Below are 13,340 nucleotides of genomic sequence, written 5' to 3' on the forward strand. Positions count from 1 at the left end.
TCAGGTAGATAGGTCAGAGATGGAAGTGCGGTGACGCATGGAGTTGACTGATACTAATCGATCGAGGACTTAACCAAGTCAGTAATACAAGCGATATTCGGTTTACTTCTTCTTCTATACATTATCTAGTTTTGAGGGAATGAACCTCAAACATAGTCTGGCAGCAATGGCGAGAAGGTCACACCCGTTCCCATACCGAACACGGAAGTTAAGCTTCTCAGCGCCGATGGTAGTTGGGACATGCGTCCCTGTGAGAGTAGGACGTTGCCAGGCAAACGAAAGACAACCTGTATGGGTTGTCTTTTTTCATTGAAATCTAGGCTCTATAAATAATTGTTGTGGTCTAGGTACAACTTTTCGGAAAAAAAATACCCGCAACATCGTCCAACACTTTTATACTTGAATTGTCAAGAAACAAGTAGATCACAGGGGAATTTACGCTACCTCCGTCACCCATTCCCTTATCCTATGTAACACCAAATTCCTTTATCCCTCACGGCTATATGAATTTATGCTCGAAACTACTTATAGCTATTAAAACATTTCTCTTTAATACCTTTGTTGAATTATCGTAAAACCAATTGGGGTATTCTTCCTTTCAGCCCGATAAGCATCTCTCAGATTAAATGACATCTTAAAATATTGTTCCATATGCCAGCGTTATTTCATTAGTCATCACCCCAACATTTCCGCAACATATGAGGTATTATTTAACGTAAAGAAATATTAGTGTTTATTTAAAAGGAGTAATGTATATGAGTATGAGAATAGGAATTATCGGGGCGGGTGGTATTGCTGCTGGAGCCCATATCCCCAATTATCAAAACTATGGGCCGGAAGTTGAAGTGGTAGCAATCTCTAATCATAATATAGAAAAAGCAGAGGTAGTGGCAGAACAATTTTCTATTCCGCATGTGTTTGAAAATTACCAGGATATGCTTAATGAAATGAAGTTGGATGCGGTAAGTATTTGTACTCCCAATAAATTTCATGCTGAACAAACTATTGCTGCATTGTTAGCCGGATGTCATGTTCTGTGTGAAAAGCCCCCAGCAATTACTCCTGAAGAAGCAGCATTAATGGAAGCTACCTCAAAGAAAACCGGAATGATATTAGCTTATGGCTTTCATTATAGGTATTCCCCAGAGGTTCAAACATTAAAAAAATTTATTCAAGAAGATGAATTAGGAGAAATCTACGCAGGCACAGTTAAAGCTGTTCGTCGCAGGGGGATTCCGGGCTGGGGAGTATTTGCTAATAAAGAGCTTCAGGGAGGCGGGCCTCTTATTGATATAGGTGTTCACATGCTTGATAGTGCTTTGTATTTAATGGGTTACCCGGAGCCGGATACTGTTTTTGGTACAGCCTATCAAAAGCTTGGGAATCGGAAGGGAGTAGGCCTTCTTGGAGAATGGGATTGGGAGAATTTTTCTGTAGAAGATATGGCCAGAGGTATGATTACATTTAAAAATGGTTCTTCCCTATTACTCGAAACCGCATTTGCTGCCAATGTGGAAGCATCGGAAGAAATGCAGGTATCCCTATTGGGTGAAAAGGGCGGAGCAAATCTTTTTCCTTTAAAGATTTTTCAGGAAAAGCACGGGACTTTAATTGATATTCAGCCTGTTTTTCTTCCTAAGAAAAATATGTACAAAGAGGAAATCCATCATTTTATAAACGCCATATTAGAAGGAAAACAGAACCTGTCCACACCTCACCAGGGAGTGATTCTTCAAAAGATTGTTCACGCATTATATGGATCTGCTTTAAAAGGGGAAGCCGTCAAGCTGTATTTATAGAATCATCTATGACACCAAAAGATAGTTTTGGATGATTATTATCGAAAAAGTTTTTATTGGGAGGCTTTTTGCAGTTGCTGAGGAGCATGTTGCGACTGGTGTTTGTGATTTCATTATTTCAAGACTATATTCTCCAGCCGAGGAAAAAGGAAAGCATCGGCAAAAAAAGCAATGTTTTTATGTGTAGAAGGGGAAAAGGATTATTTTGGTCTGAAGATTGTGACTCTTATATTCGAAGAAAGAGGCTATGATTTAAAAATAGATAAAAATAGGGTAGAAATTATGAATGACTTGGGTACTCTGGATACTTGGCTAAATTCGAAGGGTACAGAGGATAGAAAAAATGTCCTATCATAGTTATTCATTGCAGTTCCATATTTAATGATACATGAAAGTGCCAAAATTATTGAGTACTCCGGGGAGGCTGCAGAAATTTTTCACCTAAATGAAAAAAGGCTTGGGAGTATTACTGACTCTGACAGCATGGATAAATTATTTCACTTCTCTTTGATTCAAGCCAGTTATATTTGAAAACTCATTAAAAAGCCCACTTGTTAAATACATAAGCAGTTAAACGAGAAGAATCCCAATCAAAATGGGTAAGGATTTTTTTTGGAAAAATTTTTAAGAAAAAAAATTTCACTTTTATGTTGAAGAAAGAAATTTTATTTCGTATAATAAGTATAGGGATTGAAAGTGCTTTCATTTATTGAGCCATATAAAAAGAAAATTGGTTGGGGATAATGAAAGACGTGGGCTAAGCCCATATTTGTTTTTAAAAGAGGAGGGGAAATAATAATGTCTCATTTAATCGTTACATTATTAGCTATTGTTATTGTTATCATTGGGGTTTCATGGTTTAAGTGGCATGCGTTTATCAGCTTAACAGTTGCAACATTATTCCTGGCTATTTTTTCAGGATTATCTATGGATAAGATTGTTAGCGGCATTGAAACAGGTGTCGGAGGAGCACTTGGACACTTAGTAGGCATCTTGGCACTTGGTACTATTTTAGGTAAGTTAATGGCCGAGTCTGGTGCAGGGGTTCAGGTAGCCAATTTCTTTGTACGTACCTTTGGAATCAAAAGGCTGCCTTGGGCAATGCTCCTTGCAGGATTCATTATTGGTCTTCCTGTATTTTTTGAAGTAGGAATTTTAATAGTTCTTCCATTGGTTATTTCATTACAAAAAACTTCTAAGCAGAATCTGCTTCTTATCGGTTTGCCAGCAATTGCAGGGTTATCCATTGTTCATGGATTGGTTCCTCCGCATCCTGGAGCCATTGCTGCAATTGGAATTTATAATGCAAATATGAGCAGAGTTCTTTTATACTCCCTTATTATCGCAATTCCTACGGCCATTCTTGGAGGGCCGGTATTTGCAAAATGGATCTCTAAACGCGTTATTCCAGAAGGAGAACCTGTACTTATTAAAGTTGAAGAAGTGGAAAGAAAGCTTCCTGGCACAGGAATATCTTTCTTCGTCATCCTGCTTCCTGTCATTTTAATGGTATTTTCTGCATTTGCTCCATATATTGGCCTATCGGCTGGGTTAGCAAAATTCCTTGGATTTATCGGAAGTCCATTAATCGCCTTATTAATCTCAGCTTTTGCAGCAATGTATTTCCTTGGTTTCCGTCAAGGATTGGATAAAACTCGAGTTAAAACTTTGATTGAAGAATGCTTTTTGCCAGTTGGCTCTATCATTGCCATCATCGGTGCTGGTGGCGGATTTAAACAAATCCTGATTGACAGCGGTGTTGGTACTACAATTGGAGATATGGCTCAGCATTTCTCACTGTCACCTTTAGTACTTGCGTTTATTATTGCAGGCTTAATCCGTATCGCAACTGGTTCTGCTACAGTAGCCCTAACAACTGCAGCAGGAATTGTTTCTCCAATAATTCAGCATATGACTGGTGTTAATCTTGAACTTCTTGTTATTGCTACTGGTGCCGGTTCATTAATGTTCTCACACGTTAACGATGCTGGTTTCTGGATGGTTAAAGAATATCTTGGTTTAAGCGTACCTGAAACTTTTAAAACATGGACTGTTTTGGAAACAATTCTTTCATTTGTCGCTTTCGGACTTGCTCTAGTATTAGATCTATTTGTTTAATATCATGAAAAGCTGGCTATGGGGTAATAATTATAACCCCATGCCAGTTTTTTCTTTTTGCGAAAAAAATTTTCACCATAGTATTTTTTGTGTTAAAATTATTTTCGCATAATAATTAGTAAATGAAATATTTTTTCAGAAGGATTTCAGTTAAAAGAAGATGTGTGGATATTGTTAATGCTGAGATATTCTTGGTAACTTTTTTAAAAAAGTGGCTGCTGCTTTAAAAGGAAATTTTGCTGTGTGAAAAGCACCATAGATTAATTAAAAAGTTCTAAAAGGAACATCCTATTGGTGTTGTAGGTTTAAGGAGGAAAAATTATGGGCTCAAAATATGTCATAGGTGTAGATATCGGAACTACCAGTACAAAGTCAGTTTTATTTTCTGATAAAGGAAAAGTTATTTCAAGCCATGGAATTGAATATCCGCTTTATTCTCCTACACCTGATACGGCTGTGCAAGATCCTGAAGAAATTATGAATGCAGTGGTAAAAACGATTAAAGAAGCAATAATAAAAGGCGGAGTTCCTTCTTCTGATATTGTGTGTGTTTCCTTTAGCTCTGCTATGCATAGTGTCATTGCAGTCGATCAAGAGGGAAAACCAATATCACCATGCATTACATGGGCAGATAATAGAAGTGCAAAATGGACTGAGAAAATAAGAAATGAGATGGATGGCCATAATATTTATCTTCGGACAGGTACACCTCTTCACCCGATGGCTCCGCTTTCCAAGTTATTATGGATGAAAAATGAGGAACAGGAAATTTTCTCAAAAGCCTCAAAGTTCATTTCTATTAAAGAATACGTTTTTTATAAACTGTTTGGACGATATGTAATTGATTACTCTATTGCATCAGCAACAGGAATGTTCAATTTGAAGGAATTAAAATGGGATGAGGAGGCATTAAAGGTAGCGGGAGTAACTGCTGATAAATTATCTGATCCTGTCTCTACAACCTTCAGCCTTACGGGTATAAACGCTATGTACGCGAATGAAATGAACCTGTTGGCTGACACTCCTTTTGTGGTAGGGGCTAGTGATGGGGTGCTGTCAAACCTGGGAGTCAATGCGATTGAACCAGGGTCACTTGCCGTTACAATCGGAACCAGTGGTGCAATTCGCACAGTAACGGAAAAACCGGTAACAGATCCTAAAGGACGTATTTTCTGTTACGCTTTAACAGAAAATCATTGGGTTGTAGGCGGTCCTGTTAATAATGGAGGCATGATTTTTCGTTGGGTAAAAGACCAGCTTGGAGCTTCTGAAATTGAAACGGCGAAGAGATTAGGAATGGATCCTTATGAGGTTCTCACCCAGATTGCTGCAAAGGTAAAACCAGGAGCTGATGGATTGCTGTTCCATCCTTATTTATCCGGCGAACGTGCCCCTTTATGGGATGCAAATGCGAGAGGATCCTTTTTCGGGCTAGGCCTTCACCATAAAAAAGAGCATCTTATCCGTGCTGTCCTAGAAGGTGTTATTTTTAACCTCTATACGGTCCTTCTTGCTCTTAAAGAGTTAATCGGGGAACCTAAAAAGATACAAGCTACTGGTGGCTTTGCAAGGTCTCAGTTATGGCGGCAGATGATGGCTGATATATTTAACCAGGAGTTATATGTCCCGGAAAGTTTTGAAAGCTCTTGTTTGGGAGCAGCTATTTTAGGTTTGTATAGTCTTGGACTGGTGGACTCTTTAAATGTTGTTTCTGAAATGGTAGGAGCAAGCCACTATCATAAGCCTATCCAAAAAAATGTTGAGATTTATGAGGAGCTTGCCCCTATTTATATCCATGTTTCTCGGTCGTTAAATGAAGACTACCAGAGAATAGCATCATTCCAAAAGAAATGGGTACATTAATATGTAAAGAACCTCACCTTTAATAGGTGAGGTTCTTGCGGTTAAAGAACTAGGTTCATTTATGATTTGTTTGTGATAAAACAGTCATATATAAGGCGTCCAGCAGGGTTAACAGCACAATTCTCGAAGAAAGTGAAGCAGGCTCATCTGTTCGATCAGTAAAAGAATAGAGAGCTACGTCTGTGTTTAAACTAACCGGTGATTGAGAAAAACCGGTTATGCCAATCAATGAGGCACTGGTTTTTTTTATTGTTTCAAGGATAGAGACTGTTTCTTGACTGCTTCCCGATTTTGAGACAATAACTGCCACATCATTTTTGGATAATTGAGAAGCTGTTGTTAACTGAAACTGAGTTTCAAGGAACGCTGATGCTTTTATTCCTGCACTTGAAAATCTTTGAAAGGCATCGAGTGCAAGGAAGGAAGAGGTGCCTGTTCCGAAAAATTGCACCCTATCTGCATTTAGAATCAAATCCGCAGCTTTAGAGAAAGCATTATCATCCAGACGTTCGAGAGTATTTTCAAGGGATGTTATGGTAGTTTTAAATATAGTTTGGCTAAGGTTATCATTATCATTGTTATCGTTTTGAGAGCTCACTTTCTTAGGGTCAGAACTTATTATTTCTGAAGCAAGAGAGATTTTCATGGCCTGGAACCCTTTAAAACCAATCCTTTTTGAGAAACGAAAAACAGTGGCATCTGCAAGATTTAAATCATCGGCTACTTCATTAATAGTCCGATGGATCACAATCTCCGGGTTTTCCAGTATATAATCTGCAATTTTTTTTTCTTTCTCGCTTAACTTTGGATAAATGGAACGAATAGTTCCTAAACAATTTTGTGCCATTGCTATTTCCCTTTCTAGCGTTCCTAATTGGAGTATAGCATAATTAAAGGATGAAAAAAATTTTATTGAAAACGTTTGCTGTAAGAAAATAATTTTTAATGATGTATAATTAATAAATAAGATAGATTTTGACATGGAATCGAAGAGGTTTTTCGAGGAGGCATTAGATTGTGCACACAACATATGTAATTGGTGTAGACATTGGAACAACAAGTGCAAAAGCAGTTTTATTTTCGAAGGATGGTACCGTAGTTTCCAACTATAGTATTGAATATCCGCTGCACTCGCCTACACCTGAAACAGCTGAACAGGACCCGGAAGAAATATTCAGGGCTGTTATAAATTCAATTAAAAAAGCTATACAGGGAAGCAATGTTTCCCCAGATAAAATCCAGTGTGTATCATTTAGTTCTGTGCTTCATAGTGTTATAGCAGTTGATACAGCTGGAAAACCATTGACAGAATGTATTACCTGGGCAGATAACAGGAGTTCTGAATGGGTGGAAAAAATCAAAACTGAAATGAACGGCCATGAAATTTACCTGCGTACAGGCACCCCTATTCATCCCATGTCCCCGCTCTCAAAATTAGTGTGGCTAAGGAATGATTATTCAGAAGTGTTTAACAGTACATATAAGTTTATTTCGATAAAAGAGTACATTTTTAACAAGTTATTTGGCAGGTATTTTGTTGATTACTCCCTTGCTTCTGCAACAGGATTGTTTAATATACATACATTAACCTGGGACAGTGAAGCACTGGCAATAGCAGGGATTACACCTGAAAAACTGTCTGAACCAGTACCTACCACCTACAAGATTGAAGGGCTTAAAGAAGAGTATGCAAAAGAAATGAATCTGCTTCCGTCAACTCCTTTTGTAGTAGGAGCAGGGGACGGGGTTTTATCCAATCTTGGTGTTAATGCCATTCAGCCAGGTGTTGTAGCAGTTTCCATTGGCACGAGCGGGGCAATTAGGGCTGTCGTAGACAGGCCAATGACCGATCCAAAGGGCAGGATCTTTTGCTATGCTTTAACTGAAAAGCATTGGGTCATTGGAGGGCCTGTTAATAATGGCGGCATGATCTTCAGATGGGTCCGGGATCAGCTAGGTGATACGGAGGTTTCTGCAGCTAAGAGACTAGGCAAGGACCCGTATGAGGTATTAACTGAAATCGCTGACAGGGTAACTCCTGGTTCTGACGGGCTGCTATTTCATCCTTATTTGGCTGGTGAAAGAGCTCCCTTATGGAACTTTAATGCTAGAGGATCTTTTTTCGGATTGGGTATGCATCATAAAAAGGAACATCTTATAAGAGCTGTCCTTGAGGGTGTTATATTTAACTTATATACGGTTCTTCTCGCTTTAACAGAGTTAATTGGTGAGCCGCAAAAAATTCATGCTACTGGCGGTTTTGCTAGATCTGAACTTTGGCGCCAGATGATGGCTGACATCTTTAATCATGAGGTATACATTCCGGAAAGCTTTGAAAGCTCCTGTCTCGGAGCAGCAATTCTTGGCCTTTATAGTCTTGGGGAAGTGGAATCAATAGAAGTGGTCGATAAGATGGTAGGTGCAACCTTTCATCACACTCCAAATTGTGAAAATGTCGCCATCTACCAGGACTTGACCCCGATTTATATAAGGTTATCTAGATTGCTGCAGGAAGAATACGAAAGCATTTCCGCGTTTCAAAAGAAATGGGTATAAAGGATAGAGGCTGTCGAAGCATAGACAGCCTCTATTCCTTGTCTAAAGGGGATTTAATATTATCATCATAAACATCAATGATAAGAGCCCCATTCGAAGAAATGACCGCATAAAAGATGTCCTCCATTTTCAGTTTTCTCTCCGAAAGCTCCTGTTCAAGCCAAGATTTTGTATATTGTGAATTAAAATTTTTCTCAACAGTTTTTCCATCCATGATAATTTCTAAAGGCAGGTTTTCCTGTTCAATTCTCCTTTGGTAAAAATCCTGTTTGGTCAAGGCCAGATGCTGGGGTTTTTTCATCACAGATAATTTGCCGCTTACCTCCAACAAAGCATAATCGACCTCAGAAAAATTAAAAATCCCTTGTTCTCTAAGCTGCTGGTTTAAATCGTCCAGGGAATATCTTATCTTTTTCATATTTGAGTCGAGAATTTTTCCATCTTGTATAACAACCGTTGGTTCTCCAGAAAACCATAACCGAAGTTTTCTGCTTCTTGATGAAATAATAGATGCCAATAAATACAGTAATATGAGAGTAAAGAAGGACATCAGCATTGGAGTGAAATGTAATGTAGTGTGAAAACTCATATTCGCTATAAATGACCCAATGGTTATCGATAAGGCAAAATTATAATGATTGTTATGGGAATTAACCTGTTTTCCTATCCATGTGGAAATGACCATCAAAATAATGAAAGAAACACCAGTACGAAAAATCGAATCAAACACATCTTCCAATCTTTACCCATCCTTTACAAAGAATTATCCATTCCATTATTGACCAAAAGATTAGATAATATGAAAATTAATTAAAGGGGAGAGGAATGGAAAAAGTGTTTTTGAAATTTATCCAGCCACCTCCATGCTCAGAGACACCAATGAACTGCATGCAGATGAGAAGGCCCTTCAAATCGGAGGCATGCTTAAATGTCATTCCAGATATGAATTGCAAGCGGATGAATAGGAGGCTTTAATCATTCCAGGAGGGGATTTACAGACGTAGTCCAATCCCTGATCGCGCTAAATAAATTTGTAGAATTGGGAAAAATAGAGTGAGCCATTTGCGATGGGGTATTCATGCTTGGTAAAGCTAATTTATTAATGAATAACCCCTAGAGAGTAACCCTGCTTTAATGAGGAAAATTTTTCTATGAGCCTGTTGTGTTAAATATCATAAGTACAGCTCAAAGTAATGCTTTTATTGAATTTTCTATAGAAGTCCGTAAAAGCTGGGTGATGTAAGTAATGACTCCATGAACTTTTATAGACGGCTATCTTTTAAAATGATGGAAAATTGACCTCGTGTAAAAAATTTTTCCCAACATCTTTAAAAGGATTTTGTCGATTTTGAAGGGAATACGACAGAGCAAGTTGAATAATAATGTAATACCTCTAATAAATTCAACATAACAAAATATATAGAGATAGAGTTTAAAGAGAGAGGAGCCAATAAATAATGGGGACAGAAAACATTAATTTTGGTGAAATACTGCATTCATTAAGAGTTTACAAGGGAATCGAGATTAAAGAATTAGCTCAGGGAGTATGCTCAGAAGAAGATCTTATCGAAATTGAAAAAAACAAAAAATATCCTGCCCTTGATCAAATTTATAAATTGGCAGAAAAGTTAAATGTCGAAGTAAGCGACTTTTTTGACTTTGCTTCAGCTGGTTCTGTCAATTATGTTTCAGCTGTATTTGATCTAATCGAAAAGTATAAAAGAGATAGGAATTATTCTGCTATCCATGATATCGTGTTACAGGAAAAGGAAAACCCGATATTTTCACATCCGTCTAGTAAACAGTTTTTATTATGGCATGAAGCAATTTCTGAGTATTATCTTGAGGGAGATAGTAAAGGCAATAAAGATGAAGTTATAAAAAAACTCTATGAAGCCATTGAAATCACAAATCCTTCAAGAAAAGGTTTAACAGAGAGAGAAATCGAGATATTAGTTGCGATTGCTTTAATAGAAAAAGATGCAAGCAATTTTGAGGAGTCAATTAATTTATTAAAAGAAGCCTTAGAGGATATGGATAATTTGCCAAGCATGTCTGTTCCAAGGGTTCGTTTAAGAGCTTTATTTGGCCTATCACAGGCATTATCAGGTCTAGAGAGATTTGAAGAATCCTTGACGTATAGTCAAAAGGGAATCAGCCAATGTATTAATGATGAGGTTATGTATTTATTTGGAGAATTCTTTTATCAAACTGGATTTAATTTCCTAAGCCTTGGAAAAATGAAAGAAGGGAAAGAGAACTTAGGAAAATCACTCCAAGTCTTTGAAATACAAAATCATTCAAAATATGTAGACTTTATTAAGCAAGAAATGGAAAAAGTTATTCTATTATGATAATATTTACACAATTAAAAAATTTAGGGGGATAAAATATGAAAAAACTTCTAAGAGCCTCAATTTGTGCATTTGGAATTCTTACTTCATCGGTTTCTATAGGAGCAACAGTAACATTCCATCATCAGTTATCACAATATGCTGGGATTATTAGTGACTTTCCAACCCAGCATGTAGTAACACCAGAATATGCAGGAATCATCAGTGACTTTCCAACCCAGCATGTAGTAACACCAGAATATGCAGGGATAATCAGTGATTTTCCAACCCAGCATGTAATAACGCCAAAATATGCGGGAATCATCAGTGATTTTCCAACTCAGCATGTAATAATGCCAAAATATGCAGGGATCATCAGTGATTTTCCAACTCAGCATGCGATTACTACTGGTTCTGACTTAGCGTAAAAGAAGCATACTAATAAATTACTAGGGACTGGATAACTATATCCAGTCTTTTTAATTTTAATTACAATTACCTAGAGATATTTATTCTGAATAGTTTTATAATTATATTAATAATTCCATATTCAGGAAGGTGCATCTGATTGGTTAATTTCGATCTTAGATATTGTCCCCAGTGTCTGGCGAAGCTTTTTATTAGAGAAGAGTTTAAGAAAAGACTTACAGAAATCTTAGAAGAGCAAGATATGGACAGAGAACTTTTTCTGGAAAAAGCGGAGGAGTTGCTGCTATGTGAGAATGCACCTTTTGAATTACTGATGGATATTCGATTTGCGATAAAAACTGTAAATGCTAATCGGAATAATCTCATAGCAAAGGCTCTGGAGACAATAGGACATGATAAACTATGTTTTACTTGCGGATATAGCAATGCAGAAATTGAAATGCCAAAACCAGCCCTGAAATCAAGATTCAGTCTGCTAAGCTTTTTTCTAAAAGCTCAACAGAAAAATATCTAAAACGGATTCCCTTTCTCTAAATTGCAGAGCAGGGGAATTTTTTTCTTCCTGATTGTGAAAAAAGTAATTGGTTCTCAATTGAGAAGGTATGCTATTATAACTGTTTTTTGCTGCTTGTATTGCCTTTAGAAAAGCGCCGATATACAATCCATTTCGGCACATTGAAAAAGGAGAGACATCAGCATTGAAATTAACAGCAAATGAAAAATTAAGTATACAACATGGAATAGCTTCTACGGTATCTACTACATCAGTAAATGGATATATTCCACTTTTCGCCCTGAGCGTTCTTGGAGCAACCAACCAGCAGATGGGTCTTATAACATCTTTGCCATCCATCATTGGCATGCTTGCACTTATACCCGGTACCATGTGGTTAAATCGCTCCCAAAATATAAAGAATATAGCGGTAGGAACAACTTTTTTTACTAGATTTCTTTTTATGCTCATTATGTTTGTTCCGTTCTTATCACATTCCTGGGCTGCATGGGCCCTAGTGGTATTAACAGGTTTATTAAACTTTCCAGGAGCGCTCTCAGGGCTTTCATGGCAGTCGCTGATTGGGGATGTCGTGGAAGAAAAGAGAAGAGGGGAATTTTTTAGCACCCGCAATCGATTAACGACGATTACTGCAATGGCAGTAACTTTTGGTACAGGATTATACCTGCAGCACTTTGATAAAAATAGCGCTTTCCCTTATCAAATATTATTTGTGGCTGGCTTTTTATTTGCCCTGGCCGAAGTTTACTTTCTAATGAAGCACAAAATAGATCCAATCCAATCCGCCAAACAAGAAAAGAATGAGTTTTCAAAACGAAAATTATCATTTGCAGTATTTACCTATAAGCCATATCTATCCTTTGTGATCTGTGGTCTTTTATTTAACTTTGGAGCACAAATGGCCTGGTCACTTTTTAGTATCTATCATATTAGAGAAGCTCACGCTACTGCATTATGGTTCAGTTTATTTTCAGTAACGAATCAGCTTGCCCAAATAGTCAGCATCAAGTGGTGGGCAAAAGCAGCAGACCGCTGGGGCAACACGATGGTATTATTCGTTGCTGCAGCAGGGATGGCAACAGCTCCTGCTTTGACTATTTTATCGGTTAATCTCGTGTATATTGCGTTAATCAATCTATGGATAGGGCTTTTTGTTTCAGGAACAAACCTTCTTCTTTTCAATCAGCTTTTAAAGGCTTCACCTGAAAAAAATCGAACCTCTTATATTGCCAACTATAATTTTCTCTTATCTGTGATTGGCTTTATAGCACCACAATTTGGTGTACACCTATTGAACCTTTATGGAATGGACTCTGCTATGATATTAATTTCACTAATAAGGTTTACGGCAGGTTGTTCATTTCTTTTTGTAGCGTTAAGGGTTGAAAAAAGGCATGCGATTAGACCAGCTTAAATGGAGTAAACTAAGGTCATGGATAAAAAATATAAATTAGGTGTACTATGACTGGAATCTATTTAAAAAGGATATATGAGCCTTATAGTGAAGAGGATGGAGAGCGAGTTCTTATAGATCGTATTTGGCCAAGAGGAGTCAGCAAGGCGGAAGCAAGATTGTCTTTTTGGGAAAGGGATATTGCACCAGATACAGAATTGAGAAAGTGGTTTAATCATAACCCTGAACGCTTTCAAAAGTTTAAAGAAAAATACCTGTATGAATTGCAAAATGATGAAACAAAAAGCGTAAATTAAAAGATTTAGTTCAATTAA

Annotated in this window: 11 protein-coding genes and 1 rRNA gene; 10 read left to right on the forward strand and 2 right to left on the reverse strand. The window is 37.4% G+C overall.

What is annotated here, in order from left to right; genetic code table 11:
• The first annotated feature begins 156 nt into the window (after positions 1 to 156).
• The 4 genes from rrf (at position 157) to gntK (G8761_RS02500) (ending at position 5,780) form a co-directional block, all read left to right on the forward strand.
• Positions 157 to 273: ribosomal RNA gene (gene rrf, locus G8761_RS02485) — 5S ribosomal RNA — on the forward strand.
• A 476-nt stretch (positions 274 to 749) separates the two neighbouring features.
• Positions 750 to 1,799 (forward strand): Gfo/Idh/MocA family protein, encoded by a 1,050-nt coding sequence (locus tag G8761_RS02490; protein WP_166023353.1) that lies wholly within the window; start codon positions 750 to 752, stop codon positions 1,797 to 1,799.
• Positions 1,800 to 2,597: 798 nt separating this feature from the next.
• Positions 2,598 to 3,917, forward strand: a complete 1,320-nt coding sequence (locus G8761_RS02495; RefSeq protein WP_207789070.1) for a GntP family permease — start codon at positions 2,598 to 2,600, stop codon at positions 3,915 to 3,917.
• Between the two features lie 318 nt (positions 3,918 to 4,235).
• Positions 4,236 to 5,780, forward strand: a complete 1,545-nt coding sequence (gntK, locus tag G8761_RS02500) for a gluconokinase (protein WP_338000912.1) — start codon at positions 4,236 to 4,238, stop codon at positions 5,778 to 5,780.
• A 55-nt stretch (positions 5,781 to 5,835) separates the two neighbouring features.
• Here the strand turns inward: gntK (G8761_RS02500) and G8761_RS02505 are convergent, their stop codons facing one another.
• Positions 5,836 to 6,627, reverse strand: a complete 792-nt coding sequence (locus tag G8761_RS02505; protein WP_166023355.1) for a MurR/RpiR family transcriptional regulator — start codon at positions 6,625 to 6,627, stop codon at positions 5,836 to 5,838.
• A 170-nt stretch (positions 6,628 to 6,797) separates the two neighbouring features.
• Between G8761_RS02505 and gntK (G8761_RS02510) the strand changes: the two genes are divergently transcribed.
• On the forward strand, positions 6,798 to 8,336 hold the full coding sequence (gntK, locus tag G8761_RS02510) for a gluconokinase (RefSeq protein ID WP_166023356.1): 1,539 nt from the start codon (positions 6,798 to 6,800) through the stop codon (positions 8,334 to 8,336).
• A 31-nt stretch (positions 8,337 to 8,367) separates the two neighbouring features.
• Here the strand turns inward: gntK (G8761_RS02510) and G8761_RS02515 are convergent, their stop codons facing one another.
• Positions 8,368 to 9,066: a DUF421 domain-containing protein gene (locus G8761_RS02515; protein ID WP_338000914.1), complete on the reverse strand. Its 699-nt coding sequence runs from the start codon at positions 9,064 to 9,066 to the stop codon at positions 8,368 to 8,370.
• Positions 9,067 to 9,793: 727 nt separating this feature from the next.
• On the opposite strand from G8761_RS02515, the gene G8761_RS02520 reads away from it, so the two are divergent.
• From G8761_RS02520 to G8761_RS02540, 5 genes are all read left to right on the forward strand, one after another.
• Positions 9,794 to 10,690: a helix-turn-helix domain-containing protein gene (locus G8761_RS02520; protein WP_166023358.1), complete on the forward strand. Its 897-nt coding sequence runs from the start codon at positions 9,794 to 9,796 to the stop codon at positions 10,688 to 10,690.
• A 38-nt stretch (positions 10,691 to 10,728) separates the two neighbouring features.
• Positions 10,729 to 11,097: a hypothetical protein gene (locus G8761_RS02525; RefSeq protein ID WP_166023359.1), complete on the forward strand. Its 369-nt coding sequence runs from the start codon at positions 10,729 to 10,731 to the stop codon at positions 11,095 to 11,097.
• A 140-nt stretch (positions 11,098 to 11,237) separates the two neighbouring features.
• Positions 11,238 to 11,612 carry a hypothetical protein gene (locus G8761_RS02530; protein ID WP_166023360.1) on the forward strand — a complete coding sequence of 125 codons (375 nt, stop codon included), beginning with the start codon at positions 11,238 to 11,240 and terminating at the stop codon, positions 11,610 to 11,612.
• 184 nt (positions 11,613 to 11,796) lie between these two features.
• Positions 11,797 to 13,026 carry an MFS transporter gene (locus G8761_RS02535; RefSeq protein ID WP_166023361.1) on the forward strand — a complete coding sequence of 410 codons (1,230 nt, stop codon included), beginning with the start codon at positions 11,797 to 11,799 and terminating at the stop codon, positions 13,024 to 13,026.
• Positions 13,027 to 13,073: 47 nt separating this feature from the next.
• A complete protein-coding gene (locus G8761_RS02540; RefSeq protein ID WP_338000906.1) occupies positions 13,074 to 13,322 on the forward strand; it encodes a DUF488 domain-containing protein in 249 nt (82 codons plus the stop codon).
• Positions 13,323 to 13,340: the final 18 nt, after the last annotated feature.

Source organism: Neobacillus terrae (assembly GCF_011393025.1).
In the GTDB taxonomy this organism is placed as follows: domain Bacteria; phylum Bacillota; class Bacilli; order Bacillales; family Cytobacillaceae; genus Neobacillus_A; species Neobacillus_A terrae.

Bases quoted from the DNA above. Each gene is read 5' to 3' on its own strand.
- G8761_RS02525 (WP_166023359.1), top strand. From the start codon at position 10,729: ATGAAAAAACTTCTAAGAGCCTCAATTTGTGCATTTGGAATTCTTACT.
- G8761_RS02520 (WP_166023358.1), top strand. From the start codon at position 9,794: ATGGGGACAGAAAACATTAATTTTGGTGAAATACTGCATTCATTAAGA.
- G8761_RS02505 (WP_166023355.1), bottom strand. From the start codon at position 6,627: ATGGCACAAAATTGTTTAGGAACTATTCGTTCCATTTATCCAAAGTTA.
- G8761_RS02540 (WP_338000906.1), top strand. From the start codon at position 13,074: ATGACTGGAATCTATTTAAAAAGGATATATGAGCCTTATAGTGAAGAG.
- G8761_RS02490 (WP_166023353.1), top strand. From the start codon at position 750: ATGTATATGAGTATGAGAATAGGAATTATCGGGGCGGGTGGTATTGCT.
- G8761_RS02495 (WP_207789070.1), top strand. From the start codon at position 2,598: ATGTCTCATTTAATCGTTACATTATTAGCTATTGTTATTGTTATCATT.